This is a genomic window from Hymenobacter convexus (assembly GCF_030580955.1).
Taxonomy (GTDB): domain Bacteria; phylum Bacteroidota; class Bacteroidia; order Cytophagales; family Hymenobacteraceae; genus Hymenobacter.
On the sequence record NZ_JAUQON010000002.1, the window covers coordinates 415,047 to 435,902 of the forward strand.

Here is a 20,856-nt window from a genome sequence, read left to right on the forward strand (position 1 = left end):
CGCCTTCACCTTATGCTGCTGCTAGCCATGAGTCCCTGCATCGTTGTCCTCACCGATTTTTCGCTGGCAGCGGAGCGGGCCCGGGCCTACGCCGCCGTGCTGGCGGGGCCGCTCAAGGCCGCCCTGCACCTCGTACACGTGTACATCCCGGCCCCCATCACCACCGAATACGGCATTGTGCTGCCCGTGATGGACCCGCAGTACGCGCCCGAGACCCTGCGCAGCCTCAAGCAGATAGCCGATGCCCTGCCCGTGCCCGCCACGGCCGAAGTGCTGGAAGCCGACTGGCCCGGCGCCATCGGCGAAGCGCTGGAGAAATACCATCCGCTGCTGGTCGTGGCCGGCTTCACCGACGAAGAGGACTGGTTCAGCGAGTGGTTTGGCAACCGGGCCCGGCCGCTGGCTGCCCAAACCGGCTACCCGCTGCTGCTCGTGCCCGAGCACCTGCCCGATGCCGCCCTGTACCTGCCCCAGCGCCTGGTGCTGGCCATCGAAGACCGGCCCTTCCGGCTGGAGCCGCCGGCCCGGGCAGTGGCCGCTCTGCTCAATGCGCTGGCGGTTGAGATTGTGGCCGTCACGGTGCTGCCCGCCGCGGAAAGCACCGGCGGCTGGGACGGCCTGCGCGCCGCCCAGCAAAGCGGCCTGGCCGCCTGCATGCCCCAGTGCGGCCTGCACAAAGTGCAGAGCGAGCTGCCGGCCTCCGGCGTGCTCGAAGCCGTGGGCGACCTGCACGCCGACGTGGTGGCGCTGCTCGACCAGGGCCACGGCTGGGCGCACAAGCTCTTCCGCGGCAGCGTCATCGACTATGTGCTGCGGCACACGCGGGTGCCCGTACTGCTGCTGGCGGCCCAGCTGCCGGCGCCCGTACCCGAGTTGCTGCCGCATTAATGCTTTCGCCTTTAGTCGTTTATGTAATCTATAATAGAATTGCGCTATGTGCCTTACCGTCATTGTTATTTCCGGATTTTACGAGCCGGCGCGGCATGCCATTCGCTACGCCGACACGCTGGCCCAGGCCGTGCATGGCAATCTGGTGCTGCTGCACGTCAACCGGGCTTCGCTCATCGACCCCTACGAGCTGGTGGGGGCAGTGGGGGAGAAGTACCACCAGCAGGAGCTGCAGGGCCAGGCCGACACGGCCGCCGCCCTGCGCCAGCTGGCCCAGCGCCTGCACGTGCCCACCACCGTCGAAATGGCCACCGACCTGCTGCCCGACATGGCTCGTGAGCTGTCGGCACGCTACCACCCGGCCCTGTTCGTGCTGGGCCAGCCCGACGAAGACCACCCCGATTTCGCCGGCACGGCGGCCATGTGCGCCGAGCTGCTGCGTGCCGGCCAGCTGCCCATTCTGGCCGTACCCACCACTGCGCCCACCGAGCATCCGCCGCGCCGCTTCCTGATTGCCGCCGACCGCGAGCCCTTCGCCCTGAGCGCGGCCAGCCAGGCCCTACGCCCCATGCTGGCTCTGCTGGGCACCGAGTTTGTGGTGGCCCACGTTTCGGCCGGGGGCGACGACGACGATAGCTGCGCCGAAGCCCTGCGGGCGGTGCGCAACAGCCGCCTGGTCGAGTTCAGCAACCCCGAGCTGCAGGGCTACGTCGACAGCGACTACGCCCAGGGCCTGCTCACGGCCATCATGGAAGCCCCGGCCGACGTGGCGGTGGTGCTGGCCCGCGAGCGCAGCTTCATGGGCGAGCTGTTTCATCGCAGCGTGACGGCGCGGCTGCTGGGGCGCTGCCCCGTGCCGGTGCTGGTGCTGCCCACGGCCTCCGAAGGGCCCCGCCCTACGCTGGTTGAGCAGGCGGTCGCCACGGCCATCGCCTGAGTTATTGGTTTTGCTGCATCCGCCAGAGAAAGGGCCCCGAATACCGGGGCCCTTTCTCTTTGGGCTTGGAAATAAAGTGGTTTGAGCGGCGTGGGAGCGGGGCCTGCTCCTACAAGCCAGTCTGCTCGTTTTTCAGGTCGAAGACGTCGCCACCGGCGTAGCGCGAGTCTTCCTCGGCGTAGGCGGCGCGCAGCTCGGCCTCGGTGCCGCCGGCTTCGATGCGGGCGGCGGCTTCTGCGTGGGCAGGGTCGGGTGCGGCAGCGGGCACATCGGGCGTAGCGGCCGTCGTGCCGAAGGTGCCGAAGTGCGGAGTGCCGATGTGTGGTTTAGTAGCCGGCTCGCGTGTTGAAGTAGGACGGCTGGCCACGGATTTGGGGCTGTTTTTCATGGTTGAATACGAAAGGAGAAGGTGGATAGTCATGCGATAAAAAGCTAAGTGAGCAGTGCCGCCAGTGCCACAAGTGGGGCCTAATGCGAGTCTTCGGTGGGGAGCAGCAGTACCGGCATCTGGCAGTGGCGCAGCACCTTGGCCGTCACGCTGCGGTGAAATAGCTGCTTCAGGAAGCTGCGCGGGCGGGCCATGAGTACCACCAGGTCGGCGTAGGTGTCTTCGCAGGCCCGCAGAATACCGGCGGAGGCCGAGTTATGGGCCACCTGGTAGAGCTGCAGCGGCGCGCTTTCGGGCAGCAGCATGCTGGCCCGCATCTCGGCCAGCACCAGCTTGCCGGCAAACTCCGGCACCTCGTCGTCCTCCACCGCGTGCGTCACGATGTAGGTGCTGGGGCTGGCCGAGAGCAGGGGCGCCAGGTGCCGCGTGGCGGCGTTGGGCATGAAAGCGTCGCCATCCAAGGCGAATAACAGGCGCCGGGGCACGCCGGGCGCCGGTGCGGCTTCGGGCACCAGCAGCAGGGGCAGGTGCGTGGTGCGGAGCACCGGCAGCGCCCGGTTGTGCAGCAGGTGGTCGAGCAGGTCGTGGTCGGGGCTCAGGCCCATCACCAGCAGCAGCGGCTGGTGCTGGCGCACGGCGGCGGCCAGGGCATCGCACACGGGGCCGGGGGCTTCTTCCAGGTCGGCCGGAACGGGTAGCCGCCGGGTGAGCGCCAGCAGGTCTGCCAGCCGCTCGGGGCGTTCGTGGGTGGCCAGCTGCGCCTCGGCACTGGCCAGCTCGGGGGCCAGCAGCACCGGCACCAGGTCCAGCGAAGGCAGGTTGAGCAGCACCAGGCGGGCGTGGAGGGGGGCGCCCAGCTCGGCTGCGTAGCGGGCGGCCCGCTCGGCCGCGGCCGATGAGTTGACGAGTACCAGAATGCAAGGTGCCATTGCCATGAGGAGAAAATCGGCGATAAAAGAAAAGGCCCGGCCACCCTCCGGTGCGCATCAAAAGGTTGCTCGGGGCCGGATGAATCCGGCGTGCCGCCGGCGCACGGTTGCGCCGCTTGAGCAGGTGAAGTTCAGTTTATTTATGTGTTAAAATACTGAATACAATCATCTTAGCGCCTGATTATAATCATGGCTGCCCAGGGAAAAGCGTGGCCAGTTTGCCCGGGCCGCCAAGCGCCGCGCCATCAGGCGGCCACGGCGTGCAGCTCCTGTTCCAGCGCGGCCACTTTCGCGGGCTTGCCGAACACGTAGAGCGTGTCGTGCTGCTCGATGACGGTGGCCGTGGTCAGCGGTTCGAGCATGGTGCCGTTGCGCCGAATGGCCAGCAGGCAGAGGTCGAATCGCTCGCGCACGGCCCGCTCCGACAGCGTTTCGCCATCGAAGCAGTACTGCGGGTCGGTGTCCACTTCCACGGAAGCCAGCTCGGCGCCCGCCAGGCACGCGTGAATGCTCGACCAGGCCGCCTTGTTCATGGAGTGGGGCCGCAGCATGGCGTGGCTGCCGTGGCGCAGCTCGGTGATGAGCTTCTCGATGTCGGGCAGCGGCACCACGAAGCGGGTGAGCACGTGGGCCAGCATTTCGAGCGACGTTTCCTGCTCCTGGGCAATGACTTCGGTGGCGCCCACGTGGTAGAGGTTTTTGCGCTCGTACACATACAGGCTGCGCACCAGAATGCAGCCCGTGGCATTGATGCGCCGGATGGTGGCCACGGCCCGCACGGTGGCCGCCGGGTCCGAGATGGCGATGACCACCACCCGCGCCCGCGCCACGCCTAGGTGCTCCAGCACGTGCTCGTGCGTCACGTCGCCGTACACAATGTGCTCGCCGCGCTTCAAGCCCCGGTGCACCTTATCGGCGTCGGCTTCGAGGATGACATAAGTGAGATTGGCAAATTTGGCGGCCCGCACCAGGTTGCGGCCGTTCAGCCCGTAGCCCACTATCACGAGGTGGTCGCTAAGTTGGGTTGCGGGCGCGGGCAGGGCCGGCACAATGGGGGCGGGGCTGCGGTGCAGGTGGCGCTCGTAGCGCAGCGGCCACGACAGGCGCATCACCCAGTCCACCAGCGGCCGGGCGCCGGCCATCACGCCGGGCGTGCAGCACATGGTGAGCACCGAAATGGCCAGAAAAACCTGATAGCTGTCCGGCGTAATCAGCCCGGCCTGCAGGCCCGCCCGCGAGAGCACAAACGAGAACTCGCCCACCTGCGCCAGGGCCAGGCCCGTGAGCAGCACCTCGCCCACGGGCGCGCGCAGGTTCACGGTGGCCATGGGCGTGAGCAGCATTTTCAGCAATATGACGCCCGTGGTGAGCAGCACAATGGCCACGGGCCGGTCGAGCAGCACGTGCACATCGAAGAGCATGCCGATGGACACGAAAAAGAAGCTGGCAAAAATCTCGCGGAAGGGCAGCACGTTGCTCACCGCCTCGTAGCTGTATTCCGACTCGGAAATGATGAGGCCGGCCAGAAAAGCCCCCAGCGCCATCGAGAGGCCCGCTTCATCCGTCAGCCAGCCCACGCCCAGGCAGGTGCCGATGATGGTGAGCAAAAACAGCTCGCGGCTGCGCGTGCGGGCCACGGCCAGCAGCAGGCGCGGCATCAGGTAGCGCCCGCCCAGCACCACAGCGGCCAGCACGGCCATTATTTTCACCAGCATCAGGCCCAGCGCCAGCCAGGGGCTGCCGGTCGTCTGCCCACTGAGCAGCGGAATGAGCAGCATCATGGGCACCACCACCAAGTCCTGAAACAGCAGGATGGCCAGCACGATTTGGCCGTGCATCGAATCCACTTCCATGCGCTCCTGCATGAGCTTGAGCACAATGGCCGTGCTGCTGAGCGACAGCAAAAAGCCCCAAAACACCGCCGTGCCCACCGAGCTGCCCGCCGCCAAGCTCAGCACCGCCACCACCGCCACCGTGAGGCCCACCTGCAGCGTGCCGCCCACAAACACCGCCCGCTTGATGCGCGCCAAACCCTGCACCGAAAATTCCAGCCCGATGGTGAACATGAGCAGCGCCACGCCCAGCTCCGCCACCTGGTCTACCTGGTGCGGGCCGTTCACGAGGCCCAGCGCGTAGGGCCCCGCCAGCATGCCCGTCACCAAGTACCCGATGATGGCCGGCAGCTTGATGCGGTTGAACAGCAGGATGACGCCCACCGACAGCAGCAGGATAATCAACAAGTCGTGCAGCAAAGGATTATTCATGGCTCCCAGCGTGGGTAAGACGCGCTAACGCTAACTATGGTGAGGCAGCCGGGGCTGCCTCAGGCTAAAAACCGTTTCTTTCGCTTCGCCCGATGCACGTGAGGCGCGGCCAGCGGTTGGTGAAAGGAATTGCCAAGGCTGGCCACCAGGTACCGGGCCACCTTGCGGGCGGCCTTGCGGTGGTGCGCCAGCGTGTGCTTGTCCAGCAGCCGGGCCAGCCGCCGATTAAGCTTGTGGACGGTCTGCGTGAGGGGCTTCCGGAGCTGCTGGGCGTACTTGTGGCGCAGCTCGCTCAGGTTGGCCGCAATGTCTTCGGCCAGGTGAAATTGCAGTGGGGGGACGGCCGTTTTCATGGCGCTGGGGCGATGGATGTGGTGCAACCGGGATGGTGCAAAAGTTATCAATTAAAATTATAGTAAAATTAATATATTATGTATGATAATAATCAGCTGCCTCCCTGATATCAATCTGCCCAAAGCGGGAACTTAGGCCTCTCAAAAAAATGGCCGCTCCGCCCTGGCTGGCCAGCTGGTTTGGGCGAAGCGGTGCAATTTAGTTTATTTTCAGCGACATACTTATTGGGCCGCGCGGTACTGCAGGCCGTCGAGCGAAATTTTGTATTGTTGGGGCGAAGCGCTGTAGCTGATGGTGTAGCTGGCGGGGTAGTAGCCGGCCTGCTCCACTGCCGCAGCCGGCCGGATGGGCGTCGTTTCGGTGAGCCGGGCGCTGAGGTAATCGCGCGTAAACATGGTTTCCAGGAAGGCGACGTGGCCGTTGTAGGTCCCGTAAATAAAGGTTTTGGTGAAGGTGGCGCCGTGTAGTTCCGGCGAGAGCACATCCAGCCAGTGGGCGCCCATGTTGGGTACCAGCCCGGGCCCTTGCACGTAGAAAGGCGGGATGTACTGGGCCGCCGGCGCCACATCGAAGGCGGGAGGTGCCAAGAACGGAATGGCGGCTTGGTACGCCTCGCTTATCATATAGAAGTGCATGTCGAAGTGCGGCAGCATGTAGAAGGCGGGCTCGTGGCCGTCCGGGTTCCAGCCCAGCTCAATGTGGTCGAAGGGCGGCACGGCCACCTGGTGCGGCAGCTGCAACACGTAATCAATCGACGTGGGGCCCGCGTTCAGCATCGCGCCGGCCGAAACTTCTACTCCGATGGCCGTGGGGACTCCGGCAGCGTTCACGGTTTCCCAGGCCCGCGCCACGCCCTGCCCCACGGGCACGGCCGGCCCATAAAACGTTTTAGTTTGGTCAGCTTTTGCATCGGCCGTTGCGGCGGTGGGGGCCGCGGGCGCTACGGCTTCCTGCTTCGAGCAGGCCGGTGCCAGCAACGTGAGGCCCGCCAGCAGCACAGGCCGGGCAAGCAAGGCAACAAAGGAATTCAGCTTTTTCATAGGGATAAGGTGGTTGGTGAAAAGTGACGGATTGCCGAGCCCAATGCCTGCTGGCCGCTACCCGGGCTGGCCGTCAGGGCACGCACGCCGAAAGCAGTAAAGTGCTTGACAGATAATAAATATATAAAATATTTAATTAATAATAAAGTAAGAATCGTGGATTTGCTCAGAACCAGAAAATTGGCGGGGCTAGCCCCGCCAACCGGCGGGGCAGGCAGCGAGCCTTCTCAAAATATTTACAGTCGAGGCAATCCGGTAGCGCGGGCAGTGGCGTAGGTGAGGCATCTTTCACAACATTCAGTCATTTTACTATACCGATGAAAAAGACGCTTTTTTCGCTCGCCCTCGTTGCCCTCTTCAGCGCTGCCAACCTCACCACGGTTTCGGCCCAGAAAGTGAAAACCGTGATGGTGGGCGGCGCCCCCATGTACCCCACGAAAAACATCGTGGAAAACGCCGTTAACTCGAAAGACCACACCACGCTGGTAGCCGCCGTGAAAGCCGCCGGCCTGGTGGAAACCCTAAGCAGCGCCGGTCCCTTCACCGTGTTCGCCCCCACCAACGAAGCCTTCAACAAGCTGCCCGCCGGCACCGTTGAAACCCTGGTGAAGCCCGAGAACAAAGCTACCCTCACCAAAATCCTGACCTACCACGTGGTGGCCGGCCGCATGACCGCCGCCGACCTCATGAAAGCCATCAAAGCCGGCGGCGGCAAAGCCACCCTCAAAACCGTGCAAGGCGGTACCCTGACCGCCATGATGAAAGGCAAAGGCATTGAGCTGAAAGACGAAAAAGGCGGCATGTCGATGGTAACCATCGCCGACGTCATGCAGAGCAACGGCGTGATTCACGTGGTGAACACCGTGCTGATGCCCATGTAATTTGCCTCTTTTAGGCACAAAAAACGCCGTTGGCCTCGTGCCAGCGGCGTTTTTGCGTTTGGGCTAGTCAATACCGTCTGTCATCCTGAGCGCAGCGAAGGACCTTGTCACGGCTGCACGGTTGGGAAATATCCAAACGTGATAAGGTCCTTCGCTGCGCTCAGGATGACAGGCGTGCAAAAAAGACAAGGCACCGTTCATCATTGGCACCCTTCCGCTGCCGGGCGAGCGTATTCGTAGCCTAAGCCCACGGCGCGGCGGTAAAACTCGCAGGCTGCTGTGGAGTCGCCGGTGCGGGCGGCCAGGCGGCCCAGCAGGAAATGCGTTTGGCCATTCTTCGGATTGGCTTGCAGGGTGTTGAAGTAGTCGGTGCGGGCCTCGGCGTAGCGGCCCAGGGCCGCGAGGGCCAGGCCGCGCACCTGCACGTAGCGCCAAGGCGTGGGCGCGGCCGCCCGGCGGCATTGGGCCAGCCCAAGGTTGAGGTCGGCCAGGGCCAGGGCGGGGTTGTTGAGGTCGAGCAGGCGGCCTTTGCCGCGCGCCAGGTAGGCCGCGCTTAGGGTGGTATCCAGCCGCAGGGCGTGGCTGTAGTCCTGGTCGGCAAGGTCGGGGTGGCCGAGGTCGGTTTCGCAGCGGCCGAGGTGGTAGAGCACATTGGCCGTGACGCGGCGCGGCTGCGGCTGGCGCAGCGCGGCCCGGAAATCGGCCCGAGCGGCCGGCACATCGTGCTGGAACAGCCGTTCCAGCTCGCCGTGGCGGCGCAGGGCGGGCGCGTAGGTGGGCCGGAAGTGCAGCGTCTCTTCCAGAAAGGCATAGGCGGCAGGAAAATTGCCGCTGGCGTAGGCGCGCAGGCCGTCATCGTAGTTGCGGTTGGCCGACACGCGGTCCATGGTCACCTTCACGGCCACCCCGAAGAGCACAATGCCCACGATGAACAGCAGCGTAAGGCCCCAGTCGCGGGCATTGAAGCGGGCGCGCTGCACCGGGATGCGCTGGTAGTGGCGTTCGCGGCTGCCGGCCGGCGGGCGCGTGCGCAGGGGCGCGGGCGGCGGCATGGGCACGCCGTACACGTGCTGGGTGGCGGGGCGCTGCTGCTGCTGGCGGCGGGCTTCCTCGGCCCGGCGGGCGGCCTGGGTGAGCTGGAAGTCGTAAGTGGCGCGACGACCGGGGTCGCCGAGGATGCGGTAGGCTTGGGCCACGGCCTTGAACTGCTCCTCGTAGCGCACATCGCCGCCGTGCTTATCGGGGTGGTAGCGCACCACCAGCCGCCGGTAGGCGCGCTTGATGTCGGCGGCGGCGGCCGTGGGGGCTACTCCAAGAACTTGATAATGATTCTGACTCACGCAAACGACAAACACAAACGACCGCACAAAAGTCAGCCACGCGCCGAGATTTTCCGTAGAACCGGCGCAGTCAGTTCTCGATTTTGGGGGCTAGGGCTGCGCTTTTTCGCCTTTATTCTTTCTTGCCACTCCTTTTTCGCGCCGTATGTTCTCCGACGACGACTCCTCCAAAACCCCTCGCAACGATAGCCTGATTGGCAATCTGACCGGCTACCTGGACACCCGCATCGACTTGGTGCGCCTCGAAATCCAGCAGAAGATTTCCACGGCCCTCGTGGGCACCATTCACGGCGTCACGCTGGCGGTGCTGGGCATGTTCTTTCTCATTTTCCTGAGCGTATTTGCCGGCCTGGCCCTCAATTCGGCCCTCGACAGCCCGTTCTGGGGCTTCGGCATCGTGGCCGGCTTCTACTTGGTGTTGCTGGTGCTGGTGCTGGTGGGCGTCGACAAGTCGGCCTTCCAGGGCATCGTCAACAAACTGCTCAAGGACACCATCTACAAATCTGACAAACGCCAAGCCTAAGCCTAGCCTGCTATGAGTGACCTGCAAAATCCCCTGTTTGACGAAGAAAAAGAATTTCTCGAACGCAAAAAGCTGGAGTACGAGCGCGCTCTGCGCGGCGACGTGGACCATATCAAGGACCAGTCGGTGAAGGTGGGCAAAATCGCGGCCGTAAGTGCGGGCCTGGCCGGCGGCATCTGGCTCATCACCAAAGCCTTCAGCGGCGGCAAGAAGAAGAAAAACAAGCATAACCCCTACGTAGCGCACGACGAGCACGCCGCTGCTGATAACGACGCTTACGGTTTCGGCTACGGCTTCGACCAGGAGGCTTTCGACCAGCACGGCCCCGTGGCCGACGACGAAGCCAGCGCCGAATACTACACCGCCGGCAACGGCAAGCGCTACAAGAGCAAGATTTACCGCAAGTCGGCCGCCGATTCGGCCAAGGCCTTTGGCGGCGCGCACGAGGCCAAGCAAGGCCCCGCCAACGACGACTTCGCAACCGCTACATCGCACGCCGAAAACCACGCGCAGTTGGCGGCCGCGGGCTTCCCCGAAGAGTCGTCGGACTTCGACACCGATGAATTTGAAGACGACCCGTTCCAGGACTTGCCCTACGACGACAGCCGCCGGCTGCCTTCTTCGCACGCCTTCGAGGAAGAGCACGCCAATGGCCCACAGCCCAGCCGTTTCAGCGGCGGCTCACGTCTGGTAGGGGAGGTGCTGCAGTCGTTTTTGAAGTCCGATACCGGCAAGGTATTGGTGGGCCAGGTGGCCGCCGTGGCGCTAGCGTTGGTGACAAAAAAGGTGAGCGAGTTCTTCCCAGCCGAGAAGAAATCGGACGCGACTTCCGAAAATTCGGGCGCTGCTTCCGACCTTGCGACTTCGGCGGGCTACGCGCCCGCCGAAACCGGGTTCGTGCCCGTCGCCTCGTCTGTCTCCCCTGATTCCCCGGATGCGTCCACTCACTCCCAGTCTTTATGATGCGTTGCGGACCCGTCGGCAGCACGGCCACAAAGCGTTGGCGGTGCTGCTCGACCCCGATAACCTGGATGAAACCAGCCTGTTGCACCTGCTCCGCCTGAGCGAGGTACATCCGGTCGATTACTTTTTCGTGGGGGGCAGTCTGGTGCTGAGCGAGCATCAGGCTGCCCTCATTGCGTTGATAAAAGCGCACTCCAACGTGCCCGTGCTGCTCTTCCCCAGCCACAGCATGCACCTCGACGGCCCCGCCGACGGCGTGCTGCTGCTCTCGCTGATTTCGGGCCGCAACCCCGATTTTCTTATTGGTCAGCACGTAGTGGCTGCGCCGCGCCTGCGGGCCAGCGGCCTGCAGCTGCTGCCCACCGGCTACATGCTGGTCGATTCGGGCCGCCAAACCACGGCTTCCTACATGAGCGGCACCACGCCGCTGCCGCACAACAAACCCGGCATTGCAGCCTGCACGGCCATGGCCGGTGAGCAGCTCGGTCTGAAGCTGATGTACCTCGACGGCGGCAGCGGCGCCCAAAACCCCGTGTCGGCCGCCATGATTCGGGCCGTGCGCGAGGCCGTGGAAGCCCCCATCATCGTGGGCGGCGGCCTCAATACCGGCGAGAAAGTGTACGCCGCCCTGGCCGCCGGCGCCGACGTGGTGGTGGTGGGCAACCACATCGAAACACACCCGGAATTTTTGGGCGAAGTGGCCGGCGTAGTGGCTTCCTTCAACGAAGTGGCGCACCCACAGCCGTTGGGGAAAGTGCTCGAATAGAGATAGAACGGCCAAGCACCCAAACGTCATGCAGAGCGCCGCGCAGCATCTCGCGTGTGGTGGCAACTCAATCTTTATTGATTAGTGACGGCACGCGAGATGCTGCGCGGCGCTCTGCATGACGTTCTTTTTTGAATAGATAATAGCAACGGCTATGTCAGTTGAAACGGCCCAACAGCGCGATGTTCTGGTTATCGGAGCCGGCATTGGTGGTCTAAGCGCGAGCATCCGGCTGACGCGGTTGGGCTACAAGGTGCAAGTGCTGGAGGCGCGGGCCAGCGCGGGCGGGTTGGCCTCGGGCGTGGAGGCGGGTGGCTTTGTGCTTGATGCCGGGCCGTATATCATGCTCGACAAGCCGGGGCTGGATTGGGCATTTCAACAGCTGGGCCTTTCCACGGCTGATTTAGGGCTGACACTCATTGAATCGGTGTACCACGTGCTGCACGAGGACGGCCGCACCACCGCCTTCGACCACAGCCTGAACACGACGGCGGCCCGCTTCGAGGCCGTTTACGCGGGCAGCGGTGCGCAGTACAAGGCTCTGGTGAAGCACACGTTTGCCATTCACCAAAACCTCAAGCCGTTCACGTTCAAAACCAGCCCCGGCGTGTGGGACGTGCTGCGCAACGGCGCGCTGCGGCACGTACCGTTCCTGCTCAGCTCGCTCGACAGGGTGCTGAAGCAGTCGGGCCTGCCGGAACCGGTGCGCAAGGGCATCAGCATCTGGACGCACGTGGCCGGGCAGCCGGTGGCGCAGGCGCCCAGCCCCATGGCCTTCGTGCCCGGCCTGTTTCACGAAGTGGGCGCCTACTATCCAAAGGGCGGCATGCAAAGTGTGGCCACGCTGCTGGAAAAAGCGGCGCGGGCCGCCGGGGTTGCTATTCAATACCATACCAAAGTCGCTCGCATCCGCACGGCGCACGGCCGGGTGACGGGCGTGGAAACCACCACCGGCGAATTTATCCCGGCCGATGCCCTCGTGTCCAATTCCAACGGCATCGGCACCTACACGGAGCTGCTGGAGAATTTCAAGCCCGCCGAAAAAGCGAAGCTGCGCCGGCTGCCGCTGCAGTCGCCCGGCGTGTGCGTGTACCTGGCGGTGCAGGGCCGCAACCCGCCGTACTACATCCGTTTCAAGCTCAATGGCACCGGCTGCACGGCCTTCGTACAGCCGGGTCTGCTGGAACCCGGCCTCGGACAGGACGGCTGGTACCCGGCCCGCCTCATTGCCCCGCTCGACCACGCCACGGCCGCCGCCCTGGGCGAAGCAGGCCAGCACACGCTAATGGACCAGTTGCTGGCCGAGCCGTGGTGGCAGGAAAACATCGGTGCCTACCGCGTGCTGCACCGCCGCACCACCTTCGAATGGGGCCGCGAATACACGCTCTACCACGACAGCATGAACCCGGTGATGACGGCCCGTTTTATGCTGAAAGGCCGCATTGCCCACCGCAGCCCGCACGTGCGCGGCCTTTACCTGGCCGGCAGTTCCACGCATCCGGGCCAGTGGGTGAGCTTCTGCGCCATCTCGGGCGTGCTCGCGGCCGATTGCCTGGCCCAGGACTTCCCCGCCCATGCTTGATACCGCGCTCGAAACCCACCAGCAGCACCCGGTGCGCGTGGCCCGCTTGGGCCAGGGCGAAGCCGTGGTACTGCTGCACGGCTACCCCGAAAACCTGCAGGTGTTCAGTGCGCTAGCGCCACTGTTGAGTATTAATAAGCAGGTTGTGGCCTTCGATTGGCCCGGCATGGGCTACAGCGAGGCCTGGCCCGGTGGCGCCACACCGCTGCTGATGGCGAAGCATTTGCGGCAACTGCTGGACGACTGGCAGATTGAAAAAGCTCACCTCGTGGGCCAGGACATGGGCGGGCAGCCCGCTCTGGTGTTCGCGGCCGAATACCCCGAGCGGGTGCTCAGCCTGACGGTGATGAACTCGCTGGTGAGCAGCGAAGCCGCTACCTCGTGGGAAATAACGTGGCTGCGCCGGTTTGGCGTCAACCGCCTGCTGTTGCGGCACTTTCCGCGGCTGATTTTCTGGCGGGCGCTGCACACGTTTCTGCCGCGCACGGCGGCGCTGGCGCCCACCATTCGCCAGGACTTATGGCGCGCATTCCGCCAAGCCAGCGTGCGCGATTTCATCGTGCGAATGTGCGCCGGCTACGAAGCCCAGCTGCCGCGCCTGCCCAAGTGGTACCGCCGCGTGCAGTGTCCCACGTTGATTTTGTGGGCCGAGCGCGCCAAACATTTTCCCCTGGCCCACGCCACATATTTGCAGACGCAGGTTCCGCAGGCCCAGCTGGTGGTGGTGCGCAACGGCACGCATTGGATGGCAGTGGCGCAGCCTGGGGAAGTGGCCGCGCATATTCAGCGCTTCCACCAAAGCGTCAGTAATTCAGGGCATATACCTGCGAAAACTGCCGTTCCACCAGCCGGGCCGGCGCGGCCCGCATAGCGAAGTTGCGCAGCGCTGCCGCCGGGCCGGTCCAGTAGCCCACGCGGCCCAGCAGGCGCGAGGTGTGCACGATGTGCCGGGCCTTGGGCTGGCGCAGGCGTTGCAGAGCGGCGAAGGCCTGCTCGGGCGTGGCCTCCTGGTGCAGGCACTGGGCCAGGGCGTAGGCGTCTTCCACCGCCTGGCAGCCGCCTTGGCCCATGTAGGGCGTGGCGGCGTGGGCGGCGTCGCCAATGAGGCAGACGCGGCCCCGGCTCCACTGCGGAATGGGGTCGAAGTCAGCAATTTCGTTGTGGATGATGCGCGCCTCGTCGGCCGCCGCCAGAATGGCGGGCACGGGGTAAGCGAAATTTTCAAAAATGGACTGCAGGCCGGCCTTCAGCTCGTGGCGCGAAGCCAGGCGGCCGGATTTCACCACCGCAAACCAATCGACTACCCCGTCGGCTACTTCTGAGAAGCCGAAGCGTACGCCCTGCGCCCAGGCCTCGGTGATGGACTGCTTGAAGGCCGGTACCAGCTGCAGCTCGGCCATGCCTCGCCATACCTCGTGCCCCGTGCCGGCAAAGCGCACCTCCGAAAACAACTGCCCGCGCACCGGCGAGTGCACCCCGTCGGCCGCTACCACGAAGCTGGCCTCGATGGTGCTGCCATCGGCGAAGGCGACGGCCACGCCCGCGGGGCTTTCGGTGATGGTGGTGCAGGACTTGGCCAGCAGTACGTTGGCCGGGTCGACTTCGGCCAGCAGCAGCGCTTGCAGCCGGGCACGGGTAATGGCCGTGGTGGTGAAGCCGAACTGCTGCCGCACGCGTGCCTGGTTGGTGCGCAGCAGCGGGCGCATCTGGCCATCCACAATCTGAATGTTGCGCAGCGGCACCCCGGCGGCGTTTATTTTCTCCGCCAGGCCCAGGCGCTGGAATACCTGCATGGCGTTGGGCGCCATCCAGATGCCGGCGCCGAGGGGCATTATTTGGGGCGCGGCCTCGCATACTCGTACGGCCATGCCGCGCTGCTGCAGGGCCACGGCCGCCGTGAGCCCGGCAATGCCGCCGCCAATGATGAGCCCGGAAACCTGCATACCTGCGAAGGAACAACCCAAAAGCTGCGGCGCAAAAAAACGGGAAGCCGCTTAGCCCAGCGGCAGCTTTACTACCACCGCAAAGCCCGTGGGCTGGGGCTGGTAGCACACGGTGCCGCCCACGGCGCGGGCGCGGGCCTGCATGTTGGCCAGGCCGTGGCCGCCGGGGCGGGGCTGGCCGTCGTGGCCACGCCCGTCGTCAGTCATGGTCAGTAGCAGGCCCGTCGGGTTGGGGGCCAAGGTCACGATGACGGTGGTGGCCTGGGCATGCTTCACCACGTTGTGCAGCGCTTCTTTATAGATGAGGTAGAAATTATGCACTACATCAGGGCCCAGCTCGGGGTTGGGCAGGTCGGGGGATACCTGAAAGCGTACGTTGAGGCCGGCGGGGGGCAGTACCTCCTGGGCGTGGTCGCGCATGCGGGCCAGCAGCTGGCTCAGGCGCAGGTGCTCGGCGTCGAGGCCCCACACCACGTCGCTCATCTGCTGGGCGGCCTGGCGCGAGGCCGCAGCCAGCGCGTCGAGCCGGGCCACGGTTTGGGCCGGGCTGTGGGGCGTTTCGCGCAGCAGGCTGCTGTGCATGCTGATTTGGGTGAGCAGATTGCCCACATCGTCGTGCAGGTCGGCAGCAATGCGCTGGCGCAGGGCGTGTTCGGCCTGCCAGTACCGCTCGCGCTGCCGGCCGCGGCGCTGCTGCCACTGGTACACCCCGCCGGCCGCCAGTGCCACCAGGAGGCCCGTGAGCGTGGCCCACACGCCGGGCCGCCGCCACCAGTAGGTACGCGCCCGCACCGGCACGCGCAGCACGTTGCGGGCGGGTGCGCCCAGTTCGGTCTCGCCCCTGATTTCGAGGGTGTAGTCGCCCGGGTCCAGCCCTTGCAGGCGCAGGCGGTTGCCGGTGCCCAGCTCTTGCCAGGGCGCGGGCCCGCTGCCCAGCAAGCGGTAGGCAAAGCGGCCCAACTGAGCTCCAATGTCGTCGCTCATACCCAGGGATAAGTCGGCGAAGGCGTCGCCGGGGGCCAGTTCCAGCCCTTGGGGCAGGGCGCCGGCCAGGTAATCGGTGCGGATGGTGTCGGGCTGGGCGTGGTGCTGGGTGAGGCTGGTGAGCAGCAGTCGGGGTCGGTACCCAGCCGTGGCCAGGTCCTGGGGCACGAGGACGCTCAGCCCGCCCACCCCGCCCACGTACAGGCGCTGCCGCACCGAGTCGTACCAGCCCGATTGGCGGTTTAGCTCGTTGGTGGCCAGGCCTTCGGCAGTGGTCAGGTCGCTGCGCCGGCCGGTGCGCGGCTCGTAGCGCACCAGGCCGTTGTGGGTGCCCACCCACAGCACCCGGCCCGGCGCGGGGGCCAGCACAAAGGCCACTGCTTCGCTGGGCAGGCCCTGGCCCAGCGTGAGCTGCCGTTGCACACCCCGCCGGGGGTTCAACAGCAGCAGGCCGGCGTCGAGGGTGCCTACCCACACGCTGTCGGGGTGGGTGGCCAGCACGCAGCGCATCAAAAGGGTGGGCAAGCGGTAGGGGGCCGGCTCGTCGGGGCCATAGTGGCGCAGGGCGCCGGTGGTGGGCTGCAGGCAATAGAGCCCGCGGTTGGTGGCCAGCCACAGCTCGCCGCCGGCGCCTTCGCTCATTGATTCTATCTCGCAGCGGTGCAGCGGCCAGGCCGGGTCACCTTCGTGGTAGCGGCGGCGCGTGCGATGAACCAGGTCGAGCTGAAACAATCCTTCCTGACCGCCCGCCCACAGCTGCCCCGCCCGGGCGCGCAGCAGGCAGAAAGTGGTTTTGCCTACAAGGTCGGGGTGCGGTCCGGGCCACGTAATTTCCTGAAACTGCTGCCCGGTCAGCAGCACTACGCCGCTATTTTCAAGCCCAATCACCAAGCGTGCATCGGGCAGGCGGAGGCTGCAAAACCACACACCCTCGGGCGCCCCGGTCGGCCAGGGGTGCAGGTGCGAGGGCGGGCCAGAGCCTGTGCCGGCCGCCGTGCCCGGCCAGCGCCGCAGGGAGGCCATTGGGCTGTCGGCCGCCTGCGTAAATGTGCCTGCGTAGGTGCCCACCATCAGCCGGCCATCGGCTAGCCGGCCGATGGTGCGGGTGCTGAGGTGCTGCCCGCCCACCACCGGCAGCGCCTGAATGGGCGCCTGCCGGGGCCACAGCTTTACCACGCCCGGCATGCCCTCGGCAAAGGCCCAGAAGCCCGTCCGGTCGCGGTTGAAGCACAGCCAGCCGTTCCATTCCCAGGCCAGCTTGAGCAGCGTGCGTTGCAACCGCGGCGGCTGCCGCTGCCGCCGGATGGACAAGGCCAGTAGCTCACCTTGCCCCAGCCAGTACCAGGTGCTATCCAGCTCCAGCACGTCGAGGTGCGGCACGGCCGCCGAGAAACGGCCGCGCGGCCAGCGGGCCAGCACGCGCGGGCGCTGCCCGGCCCGGTGCTCTACCAGGGCGCTGTCGATGAGGTAGTAGGGGCCGTGAGGCAGGTGCAGCGGGTGGTCGGCCACCTGCGCCCGGCGCGCGCCGGTTGTCGTCCGCACCCGGTAGCGGTGGCTGCTGCCGGGCAGGGGCTGCACGCGCCCGTCCGGCAGCAGGCGCCAGTTCTGCTCCGCGCCAAACAGCAGCAGCCCCGCCGAATCGGGCTCGATGGCCAACAACACGCCCTGCTGGTGCTCCAGCACCAGCTGCGGGAGTTGCCGGGGGTGCCGCAGCGGCAGCCGGTAAAGCTGGTAAGGGTTGACTCCCCGCGCAATCCAGAGCGCACCCCGATGGAGCAGCAGTGCACTGCGCCAGGTGCCGCTACGGGGAGGCACGGGCACCTGGCGCAGCTCGCCGGTGGCGGGCACAAAGGCATATAGGCCGTTGTACATGCCTATCCACACGGTGCCGGCCGAGTCGGCCACTACCCGGGTGGCCTCGCCGCTCAGGTGAGGGCCCTGCCGGACCAGTTGGTTGAGGGGTATCAGCTGCCGGCCGTCGTAGCGAAACATGCCTTGCCGGGCGGCCACCCAGGCAAAGCCTACCGGGTCGCTGCTAATGTCGCGGATGCCCACCGTGCTCAGCGCGCGGTCGGGCTGCTGCTCCAGTGACTGGGCCCGTGCTGCCGGCCCGGCCAATAGCAGCCAGCAGCCTATCAGCCAGTATAGCGTTTTCATTTGCTTAAGCACCGCCCGGCCCGGCCGGCAATTCGACAAAGGGAAAGCGCAAACAGGGTAGCTGTTATTTTCATATTATTAAGAAAAAATTATATGTTATAACGCAACAGTACGACAGAAACGCTGGAGATAAAAGTGTTTGGAAACCTTGCGTTTCGTTCAGCCCTGGTCTGCTTCGCGAAACGGTTCGCCTTTCCGAAATACCCAAAAAAGAAGTACGCAAAGAGAACCGCTATGCCGGGGCAATTCTGCTTATTAGTATTGGTAGTCAATTGGTTGAGTTCCTTGGGCTCGCTAGGGCTTTCGCCGGTACTTACCAGGTGCAGATTGCGTCGCATAGCAGTTTGCTTCGTCTCTCATGTGCTGGAGCTACCCATCCGGCATGAAAAAAGGGCTGACCCGTTCAGGTCAGCCCTTCTTAGCAGCAAGCAGGCAAACAGTTATTCAACGACTACGCGCTTCACCACGCGGGCATCGCCGGTCTGAAGCTGGAGCGCATACACGCCGGCGGCCAGGCCGCGCACGTCGAACTCAGCCGCTCCGCCGGTAGCCGGCAGGCCCAGCTGCCGGGCGTGCACCACCTGGCCTAGGGCATTGAGCAGCGTGGCTGTAGCGGCGCCGAGCGGGCCGGCGGGCACCGCTAGGGTGAAAGTGCCGTGGGCCGGGTTGGGCGACAGGCCCAGTGTGGCGGCCAGCGCTTCGTTGCGGGTGCCAGTCACCACGGCCAGGCGCACGTTATCGATGCCGATGTCGGTCGAGCCCTGGTCGCCGGTTGCCTGGAAGCGGATAACCGTGGTGGGCGAATTGCTGGCCAGCGTGGCTGAGTAGGTGGCAAAAGTGGCGCTGGTGCCCAGGGTGAGCACCGGGACCGGGCTGAAGGTGGCCCCGCCGTCGGTGCTCACCAGCACGTCCAGCAGGTCGGTGCCGCTGGGGTTCACGTAGTCGAACGTGAGTTGTTTGGGGCCGGCCGAACTGCTCATGTTCACGTACAGCAAGAGGTTGCCCGTTGTGGACAGCGGGGCCCCGTAGGTGTGGAAGCGGGCCGAGTGGGCGCCCTGGCTGCTGACCGGGGCGTAAATCCCCATCAGCGGCGTTCCCCAGGAAGCTGCGGTGCCATCGTCGTCGCGGCGCCACGACTGGTCACCGGTCGAAGGAGAACTGCGCCAAGAGGCCCCCGGGCGGTCCTGAATGCCGCCGTCGTCCTGCCAGGTGCCTTCGAAGCCTTCTGCCAGGGGCAGGGAGGCGTAGGCTGCCGGGGCCGGCAGGGTGAGTAAGGTGCCTCGCAGGGGCAGGGACGTTTGGCCAGCGCCACCGCAAGCATTTCTCAAATCGAAATCGTAAAGCGTGGCGGGGCTCAGGCCGCTCACCGCCAGGGTGCCGGTGGTATCCGTCACCGTCGTGGACGGGCCGCCCCCGGTTGAGTACGAGAGGACGAGGCCGGTAGCGCCGGCAAGGGTGGCCCTGAATCCGGTCGGGCTGATGTTCGAAAACACCTTGTTGGCATCGGTGGGTGGGGGGCACAGGGCCGCCGGCACCGTCACGGCTTCCAGCATGTACCGAACCCGAGAGCTCAGGCCGTTGTCAGAAAATAGCGTGGGAGTGGTGGAAGAGCCCGAGTAAAAAGCGCCCGTGCGGCCCGGCCCGTCGGGCTGGGTGCCCAGCGGATAATACTGGACAACCGGGCCGGTCTGGTACGTCTGAACCAGCCCCACGAACACGGCACCTGCCGGGAGCGACACCAGGTGGAGAAGGGGCAGCGACACATAGGAGTTGAGTTCGCCCGCCGTCACCACGTGGTCGGCCGAGCGGGCCAGCACGCGGCCCGAAAGGGGCTCCATCACCACGCCGTACACGGTTTTGCCCACAGTGGTTTCGCTTGTGCCGCCGCCGTTCACCAGGTAGGCCCGCACGTGCGACACGCTGAGCGGCTCATCGTTGAGAAAGCGGGTGATAAACACATTGTTATGCGGCGCGGTGGAGGTGGGAGGCGCAAAGCCGCGGGAAGATTGTGCCGGGCCCGCATCGGCATAGGAATACGTGTCGGCGTTCACCACCTGCGTCACGGCCCGGGTGTTGTTGGTGTTGTTGCCGTCGGCCGGAATGCTCACCGTCACGGTGTTGGTGCCAGCGATGCTGGGCGCAAAGCTCGGGAAGGTCACGGTTGTACTGCTGCCGCCGGCGAGCGCGGCAATGGTTTGGGTAGTGTAGAAGGAATTGGCCCCCGTGATGGTAAGGGCAACCGTTACGGGGGCTTGGGTGCTCAGGCCCTGGTTGGTCACCACTGCCCGCACCCAGTGGGGCGCCCCTTGCGGAATAGGCAGCTGGGTGAGCGTCTGAACGGCATCCACCGACAGGTCGTTGGTGGGCGAAACCTGGGTGGCGCAAATCGTGAAAGCACCCGCAGTATCCGAAGAGTCGTAGCCCGACACGCAAACGTAATAATACGTGCTGGGCGTCAGGCGTTCCAGCACCAGCCGCGGCGCCTGGGTATTGTTCGTGGGCCCGGCCGCACAGCCGATGGCCGTGAATGGGCCGGCCGTGCCGCCCGTGCTGGAGAACACCCGCACCTGGCCCGCTGCGGTGCCCGTCACGGTGATGGCGGCCGCCGTGCTGCCGGGGCCAATGGAGTCGGTCGTGAACCGGAACCACACGTCTTTGGGGGCGACGGCGACGCCGCAGCCGGGGTTGGTGTAGCCCCACGTGGCGGCGGCCGTAGCGGTAGCGCCCACGTTGGTGGCGACGGTGGGAGTGCTGGTACTGGTGGCGTTCAGGAACAGGTAAATGGCCCGCGTTGGGTCGTCATTCACCGGAGCCTGCGCGCCGGCGACGAGTGGCAGCAACAAAACGGCCAACATCAGGCTGGCACGGCTGATTCGGTTTAGTAAAGCAACGCGCATAGTACAGTGAATAAAGAGTG

Annotated in this window: 17 protein-coding genes; 8 read left to right on the forward strand and 9 right to left on the reverse strand. The window is 65.4% G+C overall.

Annotation, left to right across the window (positions count from 1 at the left end; all coding sequences use genetic code 11):
- Positions 1-27: 27 nt before the first annotated feature.
- Positions 28-888 carry a universal stress protein gene (locus Q4S41_RS05210; protein WP_305030046.1) on the forward strand — a complete coding sequence of 287 codons (861 nt, stop codon included), beginning with the start codon at positions 28-30 and terminating at the stop codon, positions 886-888.
- Between the two features lie 46 nt (positions 889-934).
- Positions 935-1,825, forward strand: a complete 891-nt coding sequence (locus Q4S41_RS05215) for a universal stress protein (RefSeq protein WP_305030047.1) — start codon at positions 935-937, stop codon at positions 1,823-1,825.
- A 109-nt stretch (positions 1,826-1,934) separates the two neighbouring features.
- Here Q4S41_RS05215 and Q4S41_RS05220 read toward each other — a convergent pair whose 3' ends face one another.
- The 5 genes from Q4S41_RS05220 to Q4S41_RS05240 all read right to left on the reverse strand — a co-directional run bounded on the left by Q4S41_RS05220 (position 1,935) and on the right by Q4S41_RS05240 (position 6,800).
- Complete coding sequence (locus tag Q4S41_RS05220; RefSeq protein WP_305030048.1) at positions 1,935-2,246, reverse strand: hypothetical protein; 312 nt, start codon at positions 2,244-2,246, stop codon at positions 1,935-1,937.
- 47 nt (positions 2,247-2,293) lie between these two features.
- The gene (locus tag Q4S41_RS05225) at positions 2,294-3,142 is read right to left on the reverse strand and encodes a universal stress protein (protein ID WP_305030049.1); all 849 of its coding nucleotides are present in this window, start codon (positions 3,140-3,142) and stop codon (positions 2,294-2,296) included.
- A 245-nt stretch (positions 3,143-3,387) separates the two neighbouring features.
- On the reverse strand, positions 3,388-5,406 hold the full coding sequence (locus Q4S41_RS05230) for a cation:proton antiporter domain-containing protein (RefSeq protein ID WP_305030050.1): 2,019 nt from the start codon (positions 5,404-5,406) through the stop codon (positions 3,388-3,390).
- 59 nt (positions 5,407-5,465) lie between these two features.
- Positions 5,466-5,759 carry a hypothetical protein gene (locus tag Q4S41_RS05235; protein ID WP_305030051.1) on the reverse strand — a complete coding sequence of 98 codons (294 nt, stop codon included), beginning with the start codon at positions 5,757-5,759 and terminating at the stop codon, positions 5,466-5,468.
- 222 nt (positions 5,760-5,981) lie between these two features.
- Positions 5,982-6,800, reverse strand: a complete 819-nt coding sequence (locus Q4S41_RS05240; protein ID WP_305030052.1) for a DUF5602 domain-containing protein — start codon at positions 6,798-6,800, stop codon at positions 5,982-5,984.
- 317 nt (positions 6,801-7,117) lie between these two features.
- On the opposite strand from Q4S41_RS05240, the gene Q4S41_RS05245 reads away from it, so the two are divergent.
- Positions 7,118-7,681, forward strand: coding sequence for a fasciclin domain-containing protein (locus Q4S41_RS05245; protein ID WP_305030053.1), 564 nt, complete (start codon positions 7,118-7,120; stop codon positions 7,679-7,681).
- 200 nt (positions 7,682-7,881) lie between these two features.
- Here Q4S41_RS05245 and Q4S41_RS05250 read toward each other — a convergent pair whose 3' ends face one another.
- Positions 7,882-9,021: a J domain-containing protein gene (locus Q4S41_RS05250; RefSeq protein ID WP_305030054.1), complete on the reverse strand. Its 1,140-nt coding sequence runs from the start codon at positions 9,019-9,021 to the stop codon at positions 7,882-7,884.
- A gap of 145 nt (positions 9,022-9,166) precedes the next feature.
- On the opposite strand from Q4S41_RS05250, the gene Q4S41_RS05255 reads away from it, so the two are divergent.
- From Q4S41_RS05255 to Q4S41_RS05275, 5 genes are all read left to right on the forward strand, one after another.
- The gene (locus Q4S41_RS05255; RefSeq protein ID WP_305030055.1) at positions 9,167-9,544 is read left to right on the forward strand and encodes a phage holin family protein; all 378 of its coding nucleotides are present in this window, start codon (positions 9,167-9,169) and stop codon (positions 9,542-9,544) included.
- A 12-nt stretch (positions 9,545-9,556) separates the two neighbouring features.
- Positions 9,557-10,507 (forward strand): hypothetical protein, encoded by a 951-nt coding sequence (locus Q4S41_RS05260; protein WP_305030056.1) that lies wholly within the window; start codon positions 9,557-9,559, stop codon positions 10,505-10,507.
- Positions 10,479-11,273, forward strand: a complete 795-nt coding sequence (locus Q4S41_RS05265) for a geranylgeranylglyceryl/heptaprenylglyceryl phosphate synthase (RefSeq protein WP_305030057.1) — start codon at positions 10,479-10,481, stop codon at positions 11,271-11,273. The genes Q4S41_RS05260 and Q4S41_RS05265 overlap by 29 nt, the downstream gene beginning before the upstream one ends.
- A 154-nt stretch (positions 11,274-11,427) precedes the next feature.
- Positions 11,428-12,855, forward strand: coding sequence for a phytoene desaturase family protein (locus Q4S41_RS05270; RefSeq protein ID WP_305030058.1), 1,428 nt, complete (start codon positions 11,428-11,430; stop codon positions 12,853-12,855).
- Complete coding sequence (locus Q4S41_RS05275) at positions 12,848-13,726, forward strand: alpha/beta fold hydrolase (RefSeq protein WP_305030059.1); 879 nt, start codon at positions 12,848-12,850, stop codon at positions 13,724-13,726. Before Q4S41_RS05270 ends, Q4S41_RS05275 begins: the two co-directional genes overlap by 8 nt.
- On the opposite strand, the gene Q4S41_RS05280 is transcribed toward Q4S41_RS05275, so the two are convergent.
- From Q4S41_RS05280 to Q4S41_RS05290, 3 genes are all read right to left on the reverse strand, one after another.
- The gene (locus Q4S41_RS05280; RefSeq protein ID WP_305030060.1) at positions 13,659-14,798 is read right to left on the reverse strand and encodes an FAD-dependent monooxygenase; all 1,140 of its coding nucleotides are present in this window, start codon (positions 14,796-14,798) and stop codon (positions 13,659-13,661) included. The two genes, Q4S41_RS05275 and Q4S41_RS05280, sit on opposite strands and share 68 nt — an antisense overlap.
- A gap of 51 nt (positions 14,799-14,849) precedes the next feature.
- Positions 14,850-17,939 (reverse strand): sensor histidine kinase, encoded by a 3,090-nt coding sequence (locus tag Q4S41_RS05285; protein WP_305030061.1) that lies wholly within the window; start codon positions 17,937-17,939, stop codon positions 14,850-14,852.
- Between the two features lie 440 nt (positions 17,940-18,379).
- Positions 18,380-20,836: a T9SS type A sorting domain-containing protein gene (locus Q4S41_RS05290; RefSeq protein WP_305030062.1), complete on the reverse strand. Its 2,457-nt coding sequence runs from the start codon at positions 20,834-20,836 to the stop codon at positions 18,380-18,382.
- Between the last annotated feature and the right edge of the window lie 20 nt (positions 20,837-20,856).

What these genes read in the sequence shown, in the direction of transcription:
- Q4S41_RS05210 (WP_305030046.1), top strand. Translation starts at nt 28, where the DNA reads ATGAGTCCCTGCATCGTTGTCCTCACCGATTTTTCGCTGGCAGCGGAG.
- Q4S41_RS05215 (WP_305030047.1), top strand. Translation starts at nt 935, where the DNA reads ATGTGCCTTACCGTCATTGTTATTTCCGGATTTTACGAGCCGGCGCGG.
- Q4S41_RS05220 (WP_305030048.1), bottom strand. Translation starts at nt 2,246, where the DNA reads ATGACTATCCACCTTCTCCTTTCGTATTCAACCATGAAAAACAGCCCC.
- Q4S41_RS05225 (WP_305030049.1), bottom strand. Translation starts at nt 3,142, where the DNA reads ATGGCACCTTGCATTCTGGTACTCGTCAACTCATCGGCCGCGGCCGAG.
- Q4S41_RS05230 (WP_305030050.1), bottom strand. Translation starts at nt 5,406, where the DNA reads ATGAATAATCCTTTGCTGCACGACTTGTTGATTATCCTGCTGCTGTCG.
- Q4S41_RS05235 (WP_305030051.1), bottom strand. Translation starts at nt 5,759, where the DNA reads ATGAAAACGGCCGTCCCCCCACTGCAATTTCACCTGGCCGAAGACATT.
- Q4S41_RS05240 (WP_305030052.1), bottom strand. Translation starts at nt 6,800, where the DNA reads ATGAAAAAGCTGAATTCCTTTGTTGCCTTGCTTGCCCGGCCTGTGCTG.
- Q4S41_RS05245 (WP_305030053.1), top strand. Translation starts at nt 7,118, where the DNA reads ATGAAAAAGACGCTTTTTTCGCTCGCCCTCGTTGCCCTCTTCAGCGCT.
- Q4S41_RS05255 (WP_305030055.1), top strand. Translation starts at nt 9,167, where the DNA reads ATGTTCTCCGACGACGACTCCTCCAAAACCCCTCGCAACGATAGCCTG.
- Q4S41_RS05260 (WP_305030056.1), top strand. Translation starts at nt 9,557, where the DNA reads ATGAGTGACCTGCAAAATCCCCTGTTTGACGAAGAAAAAGAATTTCTC.
- Q4S41_RS05265 (WP_305030057.1), top strand. Translation starts at nt 10,479, where the DNA reads ATGCGTCCACTCACTCCCAGTCTTTATGATGCGTTGCGGACCCGTCGG.
- Q4S41_RS05270 (WP_305030058.1), top strand. Translation starts at nt 11,428, where the DNA reads ATGTCAGTTGAAACGGCCCAACAGCGCGATGTTCTGGTTATCGGAGCC.
- Q4S41_RS05275 (WP_305030059.1), top strand. Translation starts at nt 12,848, where the DNA reads ATGCTTGATACCGCGCTCGAAACCCACCAGCAGCACCCGGTGCGCGTG.
- Q4S41_RS05280 (WP_305030060.1), bottom strand. Translation starts at nt 14,798, where the DNA reads ATGCAGGTTTCCGGGCTCATCATTGGCGGCGGCATTGCCGGGCTCACG.
- Q4S41_RS05285 (WP_305030061.1), bottom strand. Translation starts at nt 17,939, where the DNA reads ATGAAAACGCTATACTGGCTGATAGGCTGCTGGCTGCTATTGGCCGGG.
- Q4S41_RS05290 (WP_305030062.1), bottom strand. Translation starts at nt 20,836, where the DNA reads ATGCGCGTTGCTTTACTAAACCGAATCAGCCGTGCCAGCCTGATGTTG.